The 20578-nt window shown below is 67.7% G+C and carries 22 protein-coding genes; 13 read left to right on the top strand and 9 right to left on the bottom strand.

Annotation, left to right across the window (positions count from 1 at the left end; translation table 11 throughout):
• Nucleotides 1-2 precede the first annotated feature (2 nt).
• From napF to ACSQ1W_RS16435, 5 genes are read left to right on the top strand one after another with little or no spacing between them, the layout of a single operon-like run.
• A complete protein-coding gene (napF, locus tag ACSQ1W_RS16455; protein WP_436044747.1) occupies nt 3-515 on the top strand; it encodes a ferredoxin-type protein NapF in 513 nt (170 codons plus the stop codon).
• Nucleotides 512-841, top strand: a complete 330-nt coding sequence (locus ACSQ1W_RS16450) for a chaperone NapD (protein WP_436044745.1) — start codon at nt 512-514, stop codon at nt 839-841. Before napF ends, ACSQ1W_RS16450 begins: the two co-directional genes overlap by 4 nt.
• Nucleotides 825-3317: a periplasmic nitrate reductase subunit alpha gene (napA, locus tag ACSQ1W_RS16445; protein ID WP_436044743.1), complete on the top strand. Its 2493-nt coding sequence runs from the start codon at nt 825-827 to the stop codon at nt 3315-3317. The genes ACSQ1W_RS16450 and napA overlap by 17 nt, the downstream gene beginning before the upstream one ends.
• 10 nt (nt 3318-3327) lie before the next feature.
• Complete coding sequence (locus tag ACSQ1W_RS16440; protein WP_436044741.1) at nt 3328-3885, top strand: nitrate reductase cytochrome c-type subunit; 558 nt, start codon at nt 3328-3330, stop codon at nt 3883-3885.
• 3 nt (nt 3886-3888) lie between these two features.
• Nucleotides 3889-4488 (top strand): NapC/NirT family cytochrome c, encoded by a 600-nt coding sequence (locus ACSQ1W_RS16435; RefSeq protein ID WP_436044739.1) that lies wholly within the window; start codon nt 3889-3891, stop codon nt 4486-4488.
• Between the two features lie 7 nt (nt 4489-4495).
• Here ACSQ1W_RS16435 and ACSQ1W_RS16430 read toward each other — a convergent pair whose 3' ends face one another.
• Nucleotides 4496-6031 carry a TerC family protein gene (locus tag ACSQ1W_RS16430; RefSeq protein ID WP_436044737.1) on the bottom strand — a complete coding sequence of 512 codons (1536 nt, stop codon included), beginning with the start codon at nt 6029-6031 and terminating at the stop codon, nt 4496-4498.
• Between the two features lie 257 nt (nt 6032-6288).
• Here ACSQ1W_RS16430 and ACSQ1W_RS16425 point away from each other — a divergent pair, with 257 nt between their 5' ends.
• From ACSQ1W_RS16425 to ACSQ1W_RS16415, 3 genes are read left to right on the top strand one after another with little or no spacing between them, the layout of a single operon-like run.
• A complete protein-coding gene (locus tag ACSQ1W_RS16425; protein ID WP_436044735.1) occupies nt 6289-7401 on the top strand; it encodes a Fe(3+) ABC transporter substrate-binding protein in 1113 nt (370 codons plus the stop codon).
• Nucleotides 7402-7411: 10 nt separating this feature from the next.
• Nucleotides 7412-9073: an ABC transporter permease gene (locus ACSQ1W_RS16420; protein WP_436044733.1), complete on the top strand. Its 1662-nt coding sequence runs from the start codon at nt 7412-7414 to the stop codon at nt 9071-9073.
• On the top strand, nt 9070-10068 hold the full coding sequence (locus tag ACSQ1W_RS16415; RefSeq protein WP_436044731.1) for an ABC transporter ATP-binding protein: 999 nt from the start codon (nt 9070-9072) through the stop codon (nt 10066-10068). The genes ACSQ1W_RS16420 and ACSQ1W_RS16415 overlap by 4 nt, the downstream gene beginning before the upstream one ends.
• A 28-nt stretch (nt 10069-10096) precedes the next feature.
• Here ACSQ1W_RS16415 and ACSQ1W_RS16410 read toward each other — a convergent pair whose 3' ends face one another.
• Complete coding sequence (locus ACSQ1W_RS16410) at nt 10097-10840, bottom strand: SDR family oxidoreductase (RefSeq protein WP_436044730.1); 744 nt, start codon at nt 10838-10840, stop codon at nt 10097-10099.
• A gap of 104 nt (nt 10841-10944) precedes the next feature.
• On the opposite strand from ACSQ1W_RS16410, the gene ACSQ1W_RS16405 reads away from it, so the two are divergent.
• Nucleotides 10945-11859, top strand: a complete 915-nt coding sequence (locus ACSQ1W_RS16405; RefSeq protein ID WP_436044728.1) for an AraC family transcriptional regulator — start codon at nt 10945-10947, stop codon at nt 11857-11859.
• 154 nt (nt 11860-12013) lie between these two features.
• On the opposite strand, the gene wrbA is transcribed toward ACSQ1W_RS16405, so the two are convergent.
• A complete protein-coding gene (gene wrbA, locus ACSQ1W_RS16400) occupies nt 12014-12613 on the bottom strand; it encodes an NAD(P)H:quinone oxidoreductase (RefSeq protein ID WP_436044726.1) in 600 nt (199 codons plus the stop codon).
• Between the two features lie 12 nt (nt 12614-12625).
• Entirely contained in the window at nt 12626-13069 is a 444-nt protein-coding gene (locus tag ACSQ1W_RS16395; protein WP_436044724.1) for a helix-turn-helix transcriptional regulator, read from the bottom strand.
• Nucleotides 13070-13393: 324 nt separating this feature from the next.
• Between ACSQ1W_RS16395 and ACSQ1W_RS16390 the strand changes: the two genes are divergently transcribed.
• Both ACSQ1W_RS16390 and ACSQ1W_RS16385 read left to right on the top strand, forming a co-directional pair.
• Nucleotides 13394-13999 (top strand): response regulator, encoded by a 606-nt coding sequence (locus ACSQ1W_RS16390; protein WP_436046226.1) that lies wholly within the window; start codon nt 13394-13396, stop codon nt 13997-13999.
• Between the two features lie 94 nt (nt 14000-14093).
• Nucleotides 14094-15071, top strand: coding sequence for an alpha/beta fold hydrolase (locus tag ACSQ1W_RS16385; protein ID WP_436044722.1), 978 nt, complete (start codon nt 14094-14096; stop codon nt 15069-15071).
• Between the two features lie 20 nt (nt 15072-15091).
• On the opposite strand, the gene ACSQ1W_RS16380 is transcribed toward ACSQ1W_RS16385, so the two are convergent.
• Nucleotides 15092-15361: a hypothetical protein gene (locus ACSQ1W_RS16380; protein ID WP_436044720.1), complete on the bottom strand. Its 270-nt coding sequence runs from the start codon at nt 15359-15361 to the stop codon at nt 15092-15094.
• Nucleotides 15362-15441: 80 nt separating this feature from the next.
• Entirely contained in the window at nt 15442-15978 is a 537-nt protein-coding gene (locus tag ACSQ1W_RS16375) for a carboxymuconolactone decarboxylase family protein (RefSeq protein ID WP_436044718.1), read from the bottom strand.
• A gap of 92 nt (nt 15979-16070) precedes the next feature.
• Here ACSQ1W_RS16375 and ACSQ1W_RS16370 point away from each other — a divergent pair, with 92 nt between their 5' ends.
• Entirely contained in the window at nt 16071-16979 is a 909-nt protein-coding gene (locus tag ACSQ1W_RS16370; protein ID WP_436046225.1) for a cupin domain-containing protein, read from the top strand.
• 8 nt (nt 16980-16987) lie between these two features.
• Here the strand turns inward: ACSQ1W_RS16370 and ACSQ1W_RS16365 are convergent, their stop codons facing one another.
• The 3 genes from ACSQ1W_RS16365 to ACSQ1W_RS16355 are packed head-to-tail and all read right to left on the bottom strand — an operon-like array spanning nt 16988 to nt 18403.
• Nucleotides 16988-17701 carry an MOSC domain-containing protein gene (locus ACSQ1W_RS16365; protein WP_436044716.1) on the bottom strand — a complete coding sequence of 238 codons (714 nt, stop codon included), beginning with the start codon at nt 17699-17701 and terminating at the stop codon, nt 16988-16990.
• A gap of 5 nt (nt 17702-17706) precedes the next feature.
• On the bottom strand, nt 17707-17943 hold the full coding sequence (locus ACSQ1W_RS16360; protein WP_436044714.1) for a hexameric tyrosine-coordinated heme protein: 237 nt from the start codon (nt 17941-17943) through the stop codon (nt 17707-17709).
• Nucleotides 17894-18403, bottom strand: coding sequence for a TlpA disulfide reductase family protein (locus tag ACSQ1W_RS16355; protein WP_436044712.1), 510 nt, complete (start codon nt 18401-18403; stop codon nt 17894-17896). Before ACSQ1W_RS16355 ends, ACSQ1W_RS16360 begins: the two co-directional genes overlap by 50 nt.
• A gap of 558 nt (nt 18404-18961) precedes the next feature.
• Between ACSQ1W_RS16355 and ACSQ1W_RS16350 the strand changes: the two genes are divergently transcribed.
• Nucleotides 18962-20419 (top strand): catalase, encoded by a 1458-nt coding sequence (locus ACSQ1W_RS16350; protein ID WP_192273630.1) that lies wholly within the window; start codon nt 18962-18964, stop codon nt 20417-20419.
• The last annotated feature ends 159 nt before the right edge of the window (nt 20420-20578 follow it).

Genomic DNA, 20578 nt, shown 5'->3' with positions numbered 1-20578 from the left:
CGATGGACGGCCTCCGCTCCCTTTCGCGTCGTACCCTGCTGTTCGGCCGCGAGGCGATCGTTCCGATCGCCGTCGCCTTCCGCCCGCCCTGGGCGAAGCCCGAACCTGATTTCGCGACGGCCTGCACGCGGTGCGACGCCTGCGTGGCCGCCTGCCCACCCCAGGTTCTGGTGCGTGGCGACGATGGCCTGCCGCGCTTCGATGCGCAGGCCGGCGAATGCACCTTCTGCGGCGACTGCATGGCGGCCTGCGGCAGCAACGCCTTCCTGCCGACCCTCGATCCACCCTGGACGCTGTCCGCCCGGGTCGCGGATACCTGCCTCTCCGCGCACGGTGTGGTCTGCGCCAGTTGCCGCGGCGCCTGTCCCGCCACCGCGATCCACGTGCCGCCCGCGGCGCGCGGCATCGCCGAGATCGACGCCGACGCCTGCACCGGCTGCGGCGCCTGCATCGGTACCTGTCCGGTCGACGCCCTTTCCCTGCAGCACGCACCCGCCATGGAGGCCATCGCATGAATCGCCAACGTCCCGATGCCGACGTCCACATCGCCAGCTTCGTCATCCAGCACCGCGACAGTGCGGCACGGGCACTTGCCGCGATGATCGATGCGCACGACGACCTCGATCTCGCGCTGCGTGGCGAGACGCGCAGCGTGGTGATCTGTGAATCCGCCGACCGCCATGCGGTGATGGAACGCGTGGACCAGCTGCAGGCCGTCCCCGGTGTGCTGAACGTGCTGCTGGTCTACCACCACGCCGAACCGGCGCACGCGCTCGACCAGCCGCTTCCTTCCCTGTCCATCGTGTCGGCGACCGGAGATGCCCATGAGCACACGTCGTGACTTCATCCGCCACAGCGCGCTGGCCACGGCGGCCGCGGCGGCCGGCCTGCCGTTGACCGGCAGCGGCAGCAACGTCGTCACCGAAGGCGACCTGACCGCGCTGAAGTGGGACAAGGCGCCGTGCCGCTACTGCGGCACCGGCTGCGGCGTGAACGTCGCGGTCAAGGACGGGCGCGTGGTCGCCACCCACGGCGACGTGCACGCCGAAGTCAACCGCGGCATCAACTGCGTGAAGGGCTACTTCCTGTCGAAGATCCTGTACGGCGCCGACCGGCTGGCGAAACCGCTGCTGCGCAAGAAGGACGGCGTGTATGCGAAGGACGGCGACTTCACCACGGTGGAATGGGACGAGGCCTTCGACGTGATGGCCGCGCAGTTCAAGCGCGTGCTGAAGGACAAGGGCGGCGATGCCATCGGCATGTTCGGCTCCGGCCAGTGGACGATCTTCGAGGGCTACGCCGCCAACAAGCTGATGAAGGCGGGCTTCCGCAGCAACCACATCGATCCGAATGCCCGCCATTGCATGGCGTCGGCGGTGACCGGCTTCATGCGCACCTTCGGCATGGACGAGCCGATGGGCTGCTACGACGACATCGAGGCCGCCGACGCGTTCGTGCTGTGGGGCTCGAACATGGCGGAGATGCATCCGATCCTGTGGACGCGGGTGACCGACCGCCGGCTGTCGCATCCGCACGTCAAGGTCGTGGTGATGTCGACGTTCGAACACCGCAGCTTCGAGCTGGCCGATGTCCCGATCGTGTTCAAGCCGCAGACCGACCTGGTGATCCTCAACTACATCGCCAACCACATCATCCGCAGCGGCAAGGTGAACGAGGACTTCGTCGGCAAGCACACCACGTTCAAGCGCGGCAACGACGACATCGGCTACGGCCTTCGTCCCGAGCATCCGCTGGAGGTCAAGGCGAAGAACGCCAAGGACCCCAACGGCGGCCAACCGATCAGCTTCGAGGACTTCGCCGCGTTCGTGGCGCCGTACACGCTGGAGAAGGCCGTCGAGATGACCGGCGTGGAGCGCGGCTGGCTGGAGCAGTTGGCCGCGCTGTATGCCGATCCGAAGGTCAAGGTGATGTCGTTCTGGACCATGGGCTTCAACCAGCACACGCGCGGTACCTGGGCCAACAATATGGTCTACAACATCCACCTGCTGACCGGGAAGATCGCCACGCCGGGCAACAGCCCGTTCTCGCTGACCGGCCAGCCCTCGGCCTGCGGCACGGCGCGCGAGGTGGGCACGTTCAGCCATCGCCTGCCGGCCGACATGGTGGTGACCAATCCCGAACATCGGAAGCACGCCGAAGAGATCTGGAAGCTGCCGCCCGGCACCATCAATCCGAAGGTCGGTTACCACGCCGTCGAGCAGAACCGCGCGCTGAAGGACGGCAAGCTCAACGCGTACTGGGTGATGGTCAACAACAACATGCAGGCGGCGGCGAACCTGCGCGAGGAAACCTGGCCCGGTTACCGCAATCCCGACAACTTCATCGTCGTTTCCGACGCGTATCCCACGGTGACCGCACAGGCGGCCGATCTGATCCTGCCGGCGGCGATGTGGGTCGAGAAGGAGGGCGCCTACGGCAATGCCGAGCGTCGTACGCAGTTCTGGCACCAGCTGGTGAAGGCGCCGGGGGAGGCGCGCTCGGACCTGTGGCAGCTGATGGAATTCTCCAGGCGCTTCACCACCGACGAATGCTGGCCGGCCGAGCTGCTGGCGGCGAACCCGCAGTACAAGGGCAAGACGCTGTTCGACGTGCTGTACCGGAACGGCAACGTGGACCGGTTTCCGACCACGGAGATCGAAGCCGGGTACGCGAACGACGAATCCGCGGTGTTCGGGTTCTACGTGCAGAAGGGCCTGTTCGAGGAGTACGCGGCGTTCGGTCGCGGCCATGGCCACGACCTGGCCCCGTTCGACGACTACCACAAGGCACGCGGACTGCGTTGGCCGGTCGTCGAGGGCAAGGAGACGCGCTGGCGTTATCGCGAAGGAACCGATCCATACGTGAAAGCCGGCAAGGGGTTCGAGTTCTACGGCAACAAGGACGGCAGGGCGGTGATCTGGGCATTGCCGTATGAACCGCCGGCCGAATCGCCGGATGAGGAGTTCGACCTGTGGCTGGTGACCGGACGCGTGCTGGAGCACTGGCATTCCGGCTCGATGACGATGCGCGTGCCGGAGCTGTACAAGGCGTTCCCGGCGGCCGTGGTGTTCATGAATCCCGACGACGCGAAGGCGCGCGGCTTCAAGCGCGGCGACGAGATCATCGTCGCGTCCCGGCGTGGCGAGATGCGCTCGCGCGTGGAAACGCGCGGTCGCAACCGCATGCCGAAGGGCGTGGTCTTCGTGCCGTGGTTCGACGCGGGACAGTTGATCAACAAGGTCACGCTGGATGCGACGGACCCGATCTCCAAGCAGACCGACTACAAGAAGTGCGCCGTCAAGGTCGTCGCCGCCTAGGAGGCTCGTCATGCGCAACAAGCATCTCTGGATCGCGGTGGGACTGACAGTGGCGCTGATGGCACTGGTGTTCGTGGCGGGCTGGATGGTGGGGCGACCGGCGAAGCACGAGACGCCGGTGCCGGTGGCTTCCACGCCGGTGGACGCGCGCGCGGTGTTCGTGCCGGGCGCCGGTCAGATCGATGCGATACGCCGCGGCGTGCCGATCGACCAGGAAGGCCATCCGCCACCGATGGCGCACGTGGAGAACGCCGACCTGAAACGCGCGCGCGCCTATCCGATGCAGCCGCCCACCATCCCGCACGCCATCGACGGCTACCAGGTCGACAAGAACAGCAACCGGTGCATGCTGTGCCATGCGCGCGCGAACGCGGCGACGTTCCAGGCGCCGCCGGTCAGCGTGACGCACTACATGGACCGCGACGACCAGTTCCTCGCGACGATCTCGCCGCGCCGCTACTTCTGCAACCAGTGCCACGTGGTGCAGACCGACGCGCCGGTGCTGGTCGCCAACCAGTTCCGCGACATCGACAGCGTGCTGTCGACGCGGCCGACGGCAAAGGAGTAGCCCATGTGGTCACGGATGAAGCGGGAAGGGCTGGCGTTCTGGCGTACGTTGCGATTGCCCAGCCGGCATTACAGCCTGGGTTTCCTGACGGTGGCGGGGTTCCTGGCGGGCGTGATCTTCTGGGGCGGCTTCAACACGGCACTGGAAGCCACCAACACCGAGGCGTTCTGCACCAGCTGCCACGAGATGCAGGACAACGTGTTCGAGGAACTGAAAACCACCATCCACTACAGCAACCGCTCGGGCGTGCGTGCGACGTGCCCCGACTGCCACGTGCCCCACAACTGGACCGACAAGATCGCGCGCAAGATGCAGGCGTCCAAGGAAGTGTGGGGGAAGATCTTCGGCACGATCAGCACCCGCGAGAAGTTCCTCGACGAGCGCCTGATCCTGGCCACGCACGAATGGAACCGGCTGAAGGCCAACGATTCGCTGGAGTGCCGCAACTGCCACGATTACGATTCGATGGACCTGACCCGGCAGGGCTCGCGCGCCGCGCAGGTCCACAAGCTGTGGCTCGGCACCGGCAAGAAGACCTGCATCGACTGCCACAAGGGCGTCGCCCATCATCTGCCGGACATGACGGGCGTGCCGCAGGGATGAGCTTCCGCTAGGCGGGCTCCGCCGGCAGCAGCTTCGCCTTGCCTACCCGGCGACGCTCCAGCGTCAGCACTTCCACGGTCCAGGCGCCCGTGCGGACGGTATCGCCGGCCACCGGCAGGCGTTCCAGTGCGTGCAGCACCAACCCCGACAGGCTGACATACGACGGATGCCGTTCCAGCGCGATGCCGGTCGTGCGCTCGATGTCCTCCATCGACATGGAGGCATCGACGATCCAGCCATCCTCCGCCTGCACGACGCCGTAGTCGGCATCGCGCGTATCGGCCAGGTCGCCCGCGATGGCGGCGAGCAGGTCGTTGGCGGTGACGATGCCTTCGATGCTGCCGTATTCGTCGACCACGACGGCCAGCGGGATCGCGTGTTCCTTGATCCGTTCCAGCGCCTTCAATGCCGTCGTGCCTTCCGGCAGCGTCAGCGGCTCGCGCAGATGCTCCGACAGCACCATCGGCCTGCCCGCGAGCAGGCCGGCGAGCAGGTCACGGCTCTGCACCACGCCCTGCAGGTTGTCGAGTTCGCCATCGCCGACCAGCAGGCGCGTATGCGGCGACTGCATCAGGCGCTCGGCCGCATGCTCAGCGCCCTTGCGCGCGTCGATCCACTGGATGTCGGTGCGCACGGTCATGACGCTGGCCACGGAGCGGTCGGCCAGCGTCAACACGCTGCGGATCATGTCGTGTTCGACGGCTTCCAGGCCGGGCTCTTCCCGCGTCTCCTCGCCGGACGGTTCGCCGCCGGCGTCGGTCGAGGGGCGCGAGCCGAGCAGCGTGAGCACCGCATTGGCGGTGCGCTGGCGGAACGGCAGGCGCTTGGCGTGCTTCTCGCGGTTGAAGCGCGACCACTGGTTGAAGGCCTCGATCAGGATCGAGAACACGATGGCCGCGTACAGGTAGCCCTTCGGGATCTTGAAGCCCAGGCCTTCGGCCACGAGACTGAAACCGATCATCAGCAGGAAGCCCAGGCACAGCACGACCACGGTCGGATGGCGGTTGACGAAGCTGGTCAGCGGCTTGCTCGCGATCATCATCACGACCATCGCGATGATCACCGCCGCGAACATCACGCCGAGCTCGTCGACCATGCCGACGGCCGTGATCACCGAGTCGAGCGAGAACACCGCATCGAGGATGACGATCTGCGTGACCACCAGGCCGAAGCTGGCGTAGACCTTGTTGCCGCCGGCCTCGTGCGCACGGCCTTCAAGGCGCTCGTGCAGTTCCATCGTCGCCTTGAACAGCAGGAACAGGCCGCCGACCAGCAGGATGAGGTCGCGGCCGGAGAAAGCGTGTTCGAAAACGGAGAACAGCGGCGCGGTCAGCCGCATGATCCAGGAGAGTGTCGCCAGCAGGCCCAGCCGCATCAGCAGCGCCAGGCTCAAACCGATCAGGCGCGCCTTGTCCCGCTGATGGGGAGGGAGCTTGTCCGCCAGAATGGCGATGAAGACGAGGTTGTCGATGCCGAGGATGATCTCGAGCACCACCAGCGTAGCCAGACCCATCCAGATGGTCGGGTCGGAGAGCCATTCCATACAGTCAAGCGGTAGCGGAGGAAGGTCGATCATCGCATGCGCGAAATTCTTCCCTCCGACGACATGCCGCCAACCTGAATTACCATTCAGTTTTTCGCGCCCTACGCATGATTCCTGCACGTCGATGCGGCGGCATAGGACCAAAGAGCGAGGGAGGAAGGTGGCAGCATCGCCTGTTCACACCGTAGTATCGCCTCGTCGCTCAAGCCCGCAGACGGCTACGCCAGAGCGCTCCACTCAATCACCTAGGAGAACCCATGCGTCCTGTTGCGCACCGTGTCCCTGCGTCCTTGATGGCGCGTACCTGCAAGCTCGCGGCCGCCGGCGGCCTGCTTGTCCTGCTCGCCGCCTGCAAGCCGCAGGCCCCTGCCAGTGAACCCACCGCGGCCGCGCCGGCACCTGCTGCGGGCGGTGGCGAACTCAATCTCTACACCACGCGCGAGCCCGCACTTGTGCAGCCGTTGCTCGATGCATTCACCGCGCAGACCGGCACCAAGGTCAACACGGTGTTCGTGAAGGATGGCCTGCCCGAGCGACTGCGCGCCGAAGGCGAACGTTCGCCGGCCGACGTGCTGATGACGGTCGACAGCGGCAACCTGATCGAACTGGTCGACGGCGGCCACACGCAACCGGTCGCCTCCGAGGTGCTCAACGCGGCGATTCCGGCGCACCTGCGTGCGGCCGATGGCCAGTGGTTCGCGCTGTCGCTGCGCGACCGCGTGCTGTATGCGCGCAAGGACCTGTCGCTGGCCGGCTTCGCCTACGAAGATCTCGCCAAGCCGGAATGGAAGGGCAAGGTGTGCATCCGCTCCGGCCAGCACCCGTACAACGTCAGCCTGATCGCGGCGATGATCGCCCATGACGGCGAGGCCGCGACCGAGCAATGGCTGCGCGGCGTGAAGGCCAACCTGGCGCGCAAGGCCGCCGGCGGCGACCGCGAAGTGGCGCGCGACATCCTCGGCGGCATCTGCGACATCGGTATTGCCAATGCGTACTACGTCGGCCGCATGAAGAACAGCGAGGCAGGCTCCGAGCAGCGGCAGTGGGGCGATGCGATCCAGGTGGTGCGTCCGGTGTTCGCGTCGGCCAATCCGACCGGCACCCACGTCAACATCAGCGGCGCGTCGGTGGCGAAGTTCTCGCCGAACCGCGACAACGCGGTGAAGCTGCTGGAGTACCTGGTTTCGGACGAGGCGCAGAGCCTGTATGCGAAGGCCAACTACGAGTACCCGGTGAAGGCGGGCGTGGAACTGGATACGGTCGTCGCCAGTTTCGGCGAACTGACCAGCGATCCGCTGCCGCTGCAGCAGGTCGTCGCACAGCGCAAGAAGGCCAGCGAACTGGTCGATCGCGTGGGCTTCGACAACTGAGGCACCCAGCATGCGGCAGGTCCCCGGTCTGACCGCGGGATGGCGGATCGCCGCGACCGGCATCGGGCTGGTCGCGGTCGCGCCCCTGCTGGCACTCGCATGGCAGGCCGCGGGCGGCAGTGTCGGCCAGTGGGCACACCTGGCCGAACACGTGCTGCCGCGCGCGGGCCTCAACACGCTGCTGGTGCTGGCGGGCGTGGGCCTGATCGTCGGCATCGTGGGCACGGGCACCGCGTGGCTGGTCACCGCGTTCGAGTTCCCCGGCCGTCGCACGATGGCGTGGGCACTGCTGCTGCCGCTGGCGGTGCCCACCTACATCGTGGCCTACGTCTATCTCGACCTGCTGCATCCGCTGGGGCCGCTGCATGGCGGCCTGCGCGCACTGCTGGGCATCGACGATCCGCGCGATCTCCGCCTGCCCGATGCGCGCTCGCTGGTGGGCTGCATCGTGCTGCTCGGCGCCGTGCTGTATCCGTACGTCTACCTCACTACGCGGGCGATGTTCATGACCCAGGCCGGCGGGCTGCTGGAGGCGGCGCGGTCGTTGGGCATGCCATCCGCGGCGCTGTTCCATCGTGTGGCGCTGCCGCTGGCACGGCCGGCGATCGCGGTGGGCATGGTGCTGGCGCTGCTCGAAGCGCTCAACGATATCGGGGCGTCGGAATTCCTCGGCGTGCAGACGCTGACCGTGTCGATCTACACCACCTGGATCTCGCGCAGCGACCTTGCCGGCGCCGCGCAGATCGCGCTCGGCATGCTGGTGATCGTGCTGGCCTTGATCGCACTGGAACGGTACGGCCGGCGCAGGCAGCGCTATGCCGCGCAACGCCGGCCGCAACCGATGCGACCGCGCCGCCTGCATGGAATGAAGGCGGTGGCGGCGTTCGTCGCGACGCTGCTGCCGGTGCTGGCGGGCTTCATCCTGCCGTTCGGCCACTTGACCGCCAGCGCATGGGCGCGCTGGCGGCGCGAAGGCGTGTCGGCGCAGCTGATGGACAGCCTGTGGAACACGCTGACGGTGGCGGTGCTCGCGACGCTGGCGGCGCTGATCGCCGCGCTGGTCGTGGTGTGGGCGCTGCGGTTTGCGCGTGCACGGCGCAGGCCCGCGCTGGAGACCGCCAGTGTGCGTGCGGCCAGCCTCGGCTACGCGGTGCCGGGCACGGTGCTGGCGCTCGGGTTGCTGGTGCCGTTTGCGATCTTCGACGCCAGTCTTTCCCGTGTGCTGTCGCCGTTCGGCATCGCGCCGCAACTCTGGCTGATGGGGTCGATGGCGGCCCTGGTCCTCGCATACACGCTGCGCTTCCTGACGATCGCCATCGGCAATCTCGAGGCTGGGTTCGAGCGCATTCCCACGTCGATGGACGACGCCGCGCGCAGCCTGGGCAGGACTTCGTCGGCCACGCTGCGCCAGGTGCATCTGCCGCTGTTGCGGCCTGCGCTGGCCGCCGCGGCGCTGCTGGTGTTCATCGACGTCATGAAGGAACTGCCCGCCACGCTGCTGCTGCGGCCGCTGGGCTTCGATACGCTGGCCACGTGGCTGTACGCCGACGCCGCGCGCGGCGCGTATGAGGAAGGCGCAATTGCGGCGCTATTGATCGTGCTGGCGGGCCTGCTGCCGGTGATCCTGCTGGCGCGCGCCGGCCATCGCATGGGGAGGCATCACGTCGCATGACGCAGAACGACTGGCTCGCAGTGGAGGATCTGGTGGTCGGTTATCCCGGCCCGGCCGGATGGCGTGCGGTAGTGCACGGTCTGTCGCTGCGCCTGCAGCGCGGTGAGATCGGCGCGCTGCTGGGCGAATCGGGTTGCGGCAAGACCACCACGTTGCGCGCGGTCGCCGGCTTCGAGCCGGTGAAGGCGGGGCGCATCGTGCTCGATGGTCGCGTACTGGCATCGACGGACGAGGCGGTGCCGCCCGAACGGCGGCGGATCGGCATGATGTTCCAGGACTACGCGCTGTTCCCGCACCTGGATGTCGCGGGCAATGTCGGCTTCGGTCTGCGGGCGCTGGGTGCGGTCGAGCGCGACGCGCGGGTACGCGAGATGCTGGAACTGGTGGGCCTGCCGGAGGCGCTGCGCACCTATCCGCACGAACTCTCCGGCGGGCAGCAGCAGCGTGTCGCGCTCGCGCGCGCGCTGGCCCCGCGACCGTCGCTGCTGCTGCTGGATGAGCCGTTCTCCAGCCTGGATGTGCAGATGCGTGGGCGTCTTGCAACGGAGTTGCGCGGCTTGCTTAAGACTTCCGGCACTACATCGCTGTTCGTCACCCATGATCAGGCCGAAGCCTTCGCCCTGGCAGACCGTGTCGGCGTGATGGCACAGGGACGATTACTGCAATGGGATCGGCCCGAACAGCTCTATCGGCAGCCTGCGCACCGCGACGTCGCCAGCTTCATCGGGCGCGGCCTGCTGGTGCCGGCGTCCGTGCTCGATGCCGGCGACGGTGAGGTGCTTGTGCGGCCTGGCGATCTGCGTCCGGATCCGGACGGTCAACTGCGCGGCGTGCTGACCGCGGTGAGCTTCCGCGGCCCGCATTTCGAAGGCCGCGTGCAATTGCCGGACGGCAGCGGCATCGACGTGGATCTCGGCGTAGCGCCGCCGCCGGCGCTCGGCAGTACGCTGGTGCTGGCGTGGCACGACGCATCGCCGATCCGCTTCCCGGCGTAAGTCGCGCGCCCGCGCGCGTCTTCGTGCGCTAGCGCTGCGCCGCCAGCGCGACCGCGTCCGCACCGGAGGGGAAATGCAGCTGTCCGTCGCTATCGTGGACCGCACGCCACACGCCTTCGGCGACATCGGTTTCCATCGTCACCGCGGTGTTGCGGCCGAGCCCGGCGAAGACGCTGTGCGCGAACGGCTGGTACGGCTCCGGAATGAGGCCCTGCATGCGCTGCTGGCCATTGGCGGTGAATCGCGTGGATGGACCGTAGCCGGGCTCCACCAGTGCGACGCGCACATTGAAAGCCTCGAGTTCATGGCGCAGCGAGGCGGTGAAGCCCTCGACCGCCGTCTTGCTCGCGGTGTACGCGGCGACCAGCGGGAACGGCGCCAGCGTGGCGCTGGAGGTGACGTTGACGATCACGCCGGCGCGGCGTTCGCGGAACTGCGGGATCACTGCCTGGCACATCGCCATCGTGCCGAAGGTGTTGGTGTCGAACACCTCGCGCACGGTCGCCATCGGCGTGGCTTCGAACGCGCCGAACAGGCCGATGCCGGCGTTGTTGACCAGCACGTCGATGGGGCCGGCGGCGGCCATCGCCTGCGCGATGCTGTCGGGACGGGTGACGTCCAGCGCCAGCAGGCGCAGACGGGGTGAGGCGGGCAGCAGGTCTTCGCGAGGCTGGCGCTGGGTGGCGATGACGTTCCAGCCCTGTGCGAGGAAGTGGCGGGCGGTTTCCAGACCGTAGCCGGACGAGCAGCCGGTGATCAGAAGGGTCTTCATGGTGTTTCGTTCTCCGGGGATGGGTTGACGCGGGAGGCACGATACGAGAGCCTCGCCGGACGGTCGATAACAGATCGTCGTTATTTTTTTAGTGAGCGTCCGGAATGGGTGATCCGCTCTCCGATGTCGTCCAACTGCTGCGTCCGCGCTCGGTGTTCGCCAACGTCATCAGCGGCAAGGGCGCCTGGGCCGTGCGCTATGCCGACTACGGGCTGCCGGGGTTCTGCATCGTGCTGGAGGGCAGCGCGCTGCTGACGGTGGACGGACACGCGGCCATCACCCTCGGCGCAGGCGACTTCGTGCTGCTGCCGACCACGCCACCGTTCACGCTCTCCGGGTTCGCGCCGGCGCCGCCGGTCTTCATCGATCCCGACCTCGTGCCGGGTGGGCGCGGCGAGTTGCGTCACGGTGAGCAGGACGGCCCCGCGGACATGCGCTCGCTCGGTGGCGCGTTCCTGTTCGACACGAAACAGGCGGGCCTGCTGGCTTCGCTGTTGCCGACTGTCGTGCATGTGCGCGGATCGCAACGGCTGATGCAATTGGTGCAGATGGTCGGCGAGGAGTACGACGCGCAGCAGCCCGGCAGCGACTACCTGCTGTCGCGCCTGGTCGAAATGCTGCTGGTCGAAGCCATGCGCTGGACCAGTGCCGTCGACGCGCCGCCCGGCCTGCTGCGCGGGCTCGGGGACGAACGGGTGGCGAAGGCGCTGACGCGCCTTCATGCCGATATCGCGCATCCGTGGACGGTGGCGGCATTGGCAGACGCTGCCGCGCTGTCGCGCTCGACGTTCTTTGAACGATTCACCCGCGCGGTCGGCGTGGCGCCGATGGAATACCTGCTGGCGTGGCGCATGGAGATCGCCAAGGACCTGTTGCGGCAGGGCGACATGACCGTGGCGGAAGTGGCCGAGCGCGTGGGCTATGGCTCGACCAGCACCTTCAGCGTCGCCTTCAGCCGCAGCGTCGGCGAACCGCCCAGCCGCTACGCGAACGACCGAGCTGGGTCAGGTCGCCGCTGAAGTCGGTGTAGTTGAAGCGCAGGCTGGCCTTGAAGCGGTCGCTGACCTGGCGGTCCACACCGACGCCAGCCGCTGCGGTCGCCGCCGTCGCGCACGCGCAGCCAGCGGTGTTCGGCCAGTCGTGCGCGGGATGAGGCGCGACGTCGCGAACGGCTCAGCCATGCAACTTGATGGCGGTCTCCGCGACGACACGGCCCTGGTAGCGCGCGCCCTTCAGTTCGTTCTCCGACGGCTGTCGTGAACCGTCGCCGCCGGCGATGGTGCTCGCACCGTACGGCGAGCCGCCGGTGATTTCGTCCAGCGTCATCTGCCCGGCGTGGCCGTAGTCCAGCCCGACGATCACCATGCCGAAATGCAGCAGGTTGGTGATGATCGAGAACAAGGTGGTTTCCTGGCCGCCATGCTGGGTGGCGGTGGAGGTGAAGGCGGCGCCGACCTTGCCGTGCAGGGCGCCGCGCGCCCACAGGCCGCCGGCCTGGTCCAGGAAGTTCGCCATCTGCGAACTCATCCGGCCGAAGCGCGTGCCCGTGCCGACGATGATGGCGTCGTAATCGGCCAGCTCGGCGATGGTGGCGACCGGCGCGGCCTGGTTGAGCTTGTAGTGCGAGGCGCGCGCCACGTCCTCCGGCACCAGTTCCGGTACGCGCTTGATGTCGACCTGCGCGCCCGCGCCGGTCGCGCCTTCGGCGATCGCGTGCGCCATCGTTTCGATGTGCCCGTAGGCGGAGTAGTACAGCACCAGGATCCTGGCCATCGTCGTTGCTCCTCAGGGATGCGTGTGCGCCTGCGCAGCGTCAGGCAGACGCAGTATGCGGATCGGACCCGTGGCGCCGGCGTGACGGCACTGGTGCGAGAACGCCCGCGGCGACACGCCGGTGGCGCGCCGGAACGTGCGGGTGAAGTGGCTCTGGTCGTAGAAGCCCAGGGCCGCGGCGGTGTCGGCGATGCGCTGGTCGCCGCGTGCGAGCATTTCCTTCGCGCGCTCCAGCCGCAGCCGCATCACGTAGGCCATAGGACTGCAGCCCACGCGCTGGCGGAACTGGCGGGCGAAATGGAAACGGCTGATGCAGGCGGCGGAGGCGACGTCCGCCAGCGTGAAGTTCCTGCCCAGGTTGCGCAGGATGAAGGCGTCCGCGCGCAGGAAGGCGCGCTCGTTGAGGCCCGGCGCACTGCGTTGGACGGCAGGATGGGTGTCGTGGCAGGCGTGCATGGTCGTGCCTTGTTGGGCATGGAGGCGCAACGTGGCCCGTGCGCCGTGGGGTCCCCTGCCGCTCAAGGTGCACCGGTGTCGATGTGCCTTGATACCCCTGTCAGCGTAGGGGTGTCCTCACTCGATTGGGGTAGGCCGGTGGGCCGTTCGTCCGCTTCACCCGCCAACGAAACGCAGACATCCTTCCGACGGGCGGCACAGGCTCGGGAATGCCTCGCGCCGAAGGAAGGCACGCGCTATCTTTGCCCGCACTCCGGCCTTCCTTCCCCGCCCGTGTCGCAGCCGACGCCTGCCAGCCTGTCTCCCGCCGACGGCACGATCCGGGTGCTTGTCGTGGACGATCATCCCTTGCTGCGCGAGGGTATCGCCGCCGTGCTCGGCACCCAGCCGGACATGCGCGTGCAGGCCGAGGCCACCGAGGGCGCCGAGGCCGTGGAACTGTATGGTCGGTGGCGCCCGGACGTGGTGCTGATGGACCTGCAGATGCCCGGCATGGATGGCATCAGCGCCATCCGCGCCATCCGCGAGCGCGACCCCGCGGCACGGATCGTCGTGCTGACGACCTACCAGGGGGACGTGCAGGCATTGCGCGCACTGCGTGCAGGCGCGCACGGCTACCTGCTCAAGAGCATGCTGCGCCGGGAGCTGGTGGACACGATCCGCGTGGTGCATGCCGGTGGGCGTCGGGTGCCACCGGAAATCGCCGATTGCCTGGCCGCACACCTGGGCGACGACGGGTTGAGCGCGCGCGAGGTCGAAGTGCTGCGCCAGGTCGCCGAAGGCAATGCCAACAAGCGCGTGGCGCGCACGCTGGGCATCTCGGAAGAGACGGTCAAGGCGCACATGAAGAGCATCCTGTCGAAGCTCGGTGCCAACGACCGCACGCATGCGGTCACCATCGCGATCAAGCGCGGCATCATCCAGCTCTGATCGCCGCGCCACGTCGCGCACGGATGTGCAATCGCGACACGCCGGCACGGGCGCACGCTGACGTGGTCTCCACGCCCACAGGCGCAACATCGCGATGCGCATTCCAGACGATCACCTGCCTGCCGACCCGCAACGACGTCGCGTGGTCATCGCCGGTGCGGCCGCTACCGCGCTCGCCGCGCTTCCCGCGTTGCCGCTGTCGGCGGCGCGTACTCCTTCTTCCACCCTCCCTCACGAGGAACGACGCATGGCCACGTTCACCACCAAAGACGGCACGACGATCTGGTACAAGGACTGGGGCAAGGGCCCCGTGGTGTCTTTCAGCCACGGCTGGCCATTGAGCGCCGATGCATGGGATCCGCAGATCTTCCATCTGGCCAGCAAGGGTTTCCGCTGCATCGCCCATGACCGGCGCGGCCATGGCCGTTCCAGCCAGCCGTGGAACGGCAACGAGATGGACACCTATGCCGACGATCTCGAACAGCTGTTCGAGCACCTGGGCGTCAAGGACGTGGTGATGATCGGCCACTCGACCGGCGGCGGCGAAGTGGCGCGCTACATCGGCCGCCATGGCACCCAGCGGGTGAAGAAGGCGGTGCTGATGGGCGCGGTGCCGCCGATCATGCTGAAGACCGATGCCAATCCCGGCGGCCTGCCTCTGTCGGTGTTCGATGGCTTCCGCCAGGCGTACCTGGCCGACCGCGCGCAGTTTTTCCTCGATGTCGCCACGGGCCCGTTCTTCGGTTACAACCGGCCGGGTGCGAAGGTATCGGAAGGCAACATCCGCGCATGGTGGACGCAGGGCATGCAGTCGGGTTTCAAGAACGCGTACGACTGCATCAAGGCGTTCTCGGAAACCGACTTCACCGAGGACCTGAAGAAGTTCGACGTGCCCACGCTGATCATCCACGGCGACGACGACCAGATCGTGCCGATCGATGCCTCGGCGAAGCTGTCGGCCAAGCTGGTGCCGGGCGCCGAGCTGAAGATCTACAAGGGCGGCTCGCACTCGCTGGGCGATACCAGCCGCGAACAGCTCAACGCCGACCTGCTGGCGTTCGCTTCGGGCTGACCGCTTCGTTCCCGGGCCAATCAGTGCGCGGGAAGCGCGCAGGCGTCGGCGAACGACGCCTGCGCCACGCCATCGACGCTGATGATGCGATCGAGCCGGACGACGCGGCCGTCATCCAGTCGCATGTACTCCATGCCGTCGTGCGCGTAGAGATCGACGATCCGCGCGTGCACGGTCGCCGGCTGTCCGGCGGGATCGCGCAGGGCGAGAATCGCGGGACGGCGGCGAACGGCGGTCGCTTCCAGCACGTCGTGGAACTCGCAGTTGATCGGGACATAGACCGTGGACATCGGGGTGCTCCGGTGGAGAAGGGGTACGCGATGCCGTCGTGCCGGCCGGCGCGGGGCCGACCGGCGCGACGACGCGCGCATCAGCGCAGCTTGACGCCGGGGAAGTCGACCGGCACGGCGAACGCCACGTTGATGTAGTTGGTGAACAGGTTCAGGGCGATGTGCGCGAGGATCTCGACGATCTCTTCGTCGTTGAAGCCGGCCGTGCGCAGCTGGGCCACGTCGGCGTCGTCGATCTGGCCACGGCCTTCGACCACGCGCAGGGCGAAACGCAGGGCGGCCGCCGTCTTCGGGTCGTCGGATTCGCCACCTTGCGCGGCGCTCATTTCCTGGCTGCTGGCACCGGCCTTGCGGCCCAGCGCGGTGTGCGCGGACAGGCAGTACTCGCAGGCGTTGCGGTTGGCGATGGCGACGGCGATCTGTTCGCCGAGTTTGGCGGGAATGACGCCGCCACCGAGTGCGCCGAACGACCCCCACATGCTCTTCAGCGCCGCCGTGGAGTTGGCGACGGCACGGAACATGTTGGGCGTGGCGCCGAAGGCCGAATGGATCTGGCCCAGCAGGGCCTGGCGTTCGCCGGTGGTGTCGTTCGGGTTGATGAGAGGGATGCGGGACATGATCGGGATTCCTGTTGAGGGACCGGTCGGAGTGGCCGGTTGATGGTCATAATAGGAACCGGATCGGGACGTTTGGTGGCTATGTGTCGCTAATAGATGGCAATTCGTCCAAGGTTGCGGCAGGCGTCCCGGAGGCTTCTGTTCCGGCGATCGACCGCCTGACGCCGGTGCTGGAGCGTTTCCGCGTGCAGGCCTCGCTGTTCCATGCCGGTCCGCTGTGCGGCCACCAGGTCTTCGATGCGCAACCCGGTCGCGGCTTCCTGCATGTGCTGCGGCGGGGCGAGATGGACATGCTGCATCGCGACGGCTCGCGAATGGCCCGCCTGCACCTCTGCGAACCCACGCTGTTGCTGTTCCCGCGCGCGGTGCACCACGAGTTCATCAATCCGCCGGTCGATGGCTCGGACTTCACCTGCGCTACGCTGGATTTCGATGGCGGCGCGCGCAATCCCATCGTGCAGTCGCTGCCGGATGTCATTGCGCTGCCGCTCGAGAAGATCGAGGGCCTGGGCGCGACGCTGGACCTGCTGTTCGCCGAATCCGACCAGGTCCGCTGTGGTTCGCGACTGCTCGCCAACCGTCTGTTCGAAGTGGTGCTGATCCAGGTGCTGCGCTGGATCATCGATCACCCCGACGAGGCGCGCGTGTCGCAGGGCATGATGATGGGGCTGTCGGATCCGCGCCTGGCCAAGGCGCTGATCGCGGTGCACGAGGCGCCTGATGCGGACTGGACGCTGGCGCGCATGGCCACGCAGGCCGGCATGTCGCGCAGTGCCTTCGCGGCGGCCTTCAAGGCGGCTACCGGCACCACGCCCGCGGCATATTCGCTCGACTGGAAGCTCAATGTCGCCGCGTCGCTGCTGCGCGCGGGCCGATCGGTCAAGCAGGTGGCACTGGACATGGGATTCGCGGACGCCCCCGCGCTGTCGCGTGCGTTCCGCCGGCGGACCGGGGCTTCGCCGCGCGAATGGCGGGCGCAGCATCGGCCCGGCGCGGGCTGACCCGCTGCCTAAGTTCGGTCCGGACCCTCGAGGCGCTTCCGCCACGACTCGACTTCGTTGCGTGCCAGCCGGTGTTCGATGAGCTTCTTCCATGACGGCGGCAGCGGCAGCACGCTGGCGGAACGGAGCAGCGCCAGGTCCAGTGTGCGCTGGAACAGCATGTCCATGAGCAGGCTGAGCGGCCACTGGGGATACGGCCGTTCGAGGACGATCAGCCGGTCGCCCGCCGAGATCGCCCCTTCTTCCAGCACGCGGTAGTACCAGCCGGTGCGTCCGGTCGACTGGAGCCGGCGCGCCATGTCGGGCTGCCCGAAGCGGTCGTTGAGTTTCCAGCAGGGCTGCCGTCCCTGCGACACCTGCAGGACGGCACTTCCCGCCTGCACGATGTCGCCGAAATGGACGGACGCTTCCGTCCATCCGTGCGTGGAGAAGTTCTCGCCGAAGGCGCCCGCGCTGTCCAGCAGCGGATGCGCGATCTCCTGGCGCCACGCGGCGTAGTGGTCGAGCGGATAGTGGTGGATCGCCTTGTCGACACCGCCATGGACGCGAAGATCGGCCTGTTCGTCGCCCGCGAGTCCCAGCGTGGTGATGCGCAGCCTTCCACCCACCGGCGCCTTGGCGATGGCGCTGGTCGTGCCCGCGCGCGTATAGGGGCGGACCTTGCCCACGTGCAGGCTCAGCAGGGGCGTGCTCGGGTCGTGCTTTCCTTCGGGCTCCGGCATGGGCCTCAGCGTTTCCAGTAGTCGTTGGCGGCCGCAACGGTGGCGAACTCTACTGCCACCACGTGCGCGATGCCAATCAGCATCGCCGGGTCGTCGGCGTACTTTGCGCGCAAGCGGTGGCGGACGTCGCCGTCCGGTTGCGTCGCCTTGACGGTCAGCCGGGCTAGCGTGATCGCCAGGGCACGCCCTTCTTCAGGCGTCGCGACAATGAGGCTGTCGCCGGGTACCCGTGGCACGTCCATGCATGTCTCCGCAGGATGGGGGTGGGGAAGGCCTCAGCACGCGTTCGAGTTCGTCGGCGATCAGCCTGCAGGTGCCCGCGCCCACCGAACAGTCGCTGACCCGGCCTGTGTGCCGGAACCGCTCGTGCCCGCTCTGGTCCAGGATCAGCAGCGTGGGTGTCGCGGCGACGCCGAAGTTGTGCATCGTCTTGGGAATCGGCCAGTGCGTGCCTGGCCTGTCCATGCACACCGGGAACGAGAACGCATGCGCGGCCATGAAGGCCTGCACGTCGCGCGCCGATCGCCGTTCCTCGCGCGTGCAACTGGAGTGGACGGCGAGGAACCTCACCGGCAGTTCGCGGTAGCGATGCCGCAGCCGTTCCAGTTGCGGCAGGCCGACCGCGAGCGACAGCGGGCAATTGATCCGGAAGAACAGGACGATGACGACGAAGCCCTGCGCATGCGCTTCGTGCAACGGCACGGGTTCGCCGAACCATTGGTCGACCTCGAACGCCGCGCTACCCGGTCCGGAGGCATGGCGGACCGACCGTCGCGTGAGGCGATGCGCGGAGCGTGGTGGCGCGGATGGCCTCGTCGTAGGGGAGGACGGCGTTCCGCCGGGCGCTGGGCTGGGCTCCCCTGCGGCAACGACAGGGAGGGAGAGACGGGTTGCCACAGGGGAGCGCACAGGGGTGGCGCGGCTACGGCGTCGGCTTGCCGTGCAGACCGGGGTCGCCGGCGATGGGCAGCGTCGTGGTCGTTGGTGTGCGAACGGGATTCATGGGCGGTTCCTGCGGCGGGTGGCGGAACGGGAGCGACCTGACCAACTTCCGCAGGTTGCGTGTTCGCCGGGGACTTCACGTCCCCCGTCCGGGTAACGCACGGGTCGCTCCATCGGGCAGCCGCGTGCACGGCACGCGGTACGCGGTCCCCCAAATTGGGGGGCGCGGCGTCATTCGTCGGGGCGATGAAGGGCCCACAGCGCGGGTACAGGCTTGGATCGCCGCGCCGCATTTCGTCGGCGCATCCGGAGCGCGTCATGAGCAAGGAAATCTCGCATGCCAATGGCTGTCCCGTCGTCGACAACATCAACAGCCTCACCGCGGGGCCACGTGGCCCGGTGCTGCTGCAGGACGTGTGGTTGCTGGAGAAACTGGCGCACTTCGACCGCGAAGTGATCCCGGAGCGTCGCATGCATGCCAAGGGCGCGGGTGCGTATGGGACGTTCGTCGTCACCCATGACATCAGCCGCTTCAGCCGCGCGAAGCTGTTCTCGCAGGTGGGCAAGGCGACACCGGTGTTCGTCCGCTTCTCCACCGTGGCGGGCGAGCGCGGCGCGGCCGATGCCGAGCGCGACATCCGCGGCTTCGCGGTCAAGTTCTACACCGAGGAGGGGAACTGGGACCTGGTGGGCAACAACACACCGGTGTTCTTCTTCCGTGATCCGCTGCGCTTCCCTGACCTCAATCATGCGGTCAAGCGCGACCCGCGCACGGGCCTGCGCAACGCCACCAGCAACTGGGATTTCTGGACGCTGCTGCCGGAAGCGTTGCACCAGGTGACCATCGTCATGAGCGATCGCGGCATCCCGCGGACCTATCGCCACATGCACGGCTTCGGCAGTCACACCTTCAGCCTGGTCAACGATGTCGGTGAGCGGGTGTGGGTGAAGTTCCATCTGCGCTGCCAGCAGGGCATCGAGAACTGGGACGACGCGCAGGCCGCCGCTGCGGTGGGCGGCGACCGCGAGACGCACCAGCGCGATCTGTTCGACGCGGTCGAGCGGGGCGAGCATCCGCGCTGGACGCTGTGCATCCAGGTGATGACGGACACGCAGGCACGCGCCCATCGCCACAATCCCTTCGACCTCACCAAGGTCTGGCCGAAGGCGGAGTATCCGTTGATGGAAGTGGGCGTGCTGACGCTCGACCGCAATCCGGAAAACTTCTTCGCCGAGGTCGAGCAGGCCGCGTTCTCACCGGCCAACATCGTGCCCGGGATCGACTTCTCGCCTGACCGCATGCTGCAGGCGCGGCTGTTCTCCTATGGCGATGCGCAGCGGTACCGGCTGGGCGTCAACTTCAACCACATTCCGGTCAACGCACCGAAGTGCCCGTTCGCCAGTTACCACCGCGACGGCGCGATGCGGACGGATGGAAACCTGGGGCGCACGCCGACCTACTACCCCAACAGCGTCGGGGTCTGGCACGACCATCCGGAACTGCAGCAGGCGCCGCTGCCGCTCGAAGGCGATGTCCGGCATTGGGACCATTACGTGGACGACGACCACTACGAGCAGCCGGGGGCGCTGTTCCGCCTGTTGTCGCCCGAGGCAAGGCAACGGCTGTTCGCGAACACCGCGCGTTCGATGGCGGGAGTGCCGGATGGCATCAAGCAGCGCCACATCCAGCACTGCTGGCGTGCCGATGCGGCTTACGGTGAAGGCGTGGCGCGCGCCATGGACCAGCCGTCACCGCACGCCGACGAACGGAGATGAGTCATGCCGGCGCGCTGCTCGGTTAAAGTAATCGCACGCATCGCGTGCCTTGGGGGAGGGTCGGTGCGCAACAGCGGGTCGACGGTGTGCCGAAGGGGGCGGGTTGGCGAGTGCGTGCGCGAAGGCGGTCGGAAGCACCGGACACCTGCATAGGTGGCT

Origin of the sequence: Pseudoxanthomonas sp. LjRoot143 (assembly GCF_964252945.1) — a bacterium.
Classification (GTDB): domain Bacteria; phylum Pseudomonadota; class Gammaproteobacteria; order Xanthomonadales; family Xanthomonadaceae; genus Pseudoxanthomonas_A.
Note: the sequence above shows the minus strand (reverse complement) of the source record. Positions and strands in the feature narration are given on the sequence as shown.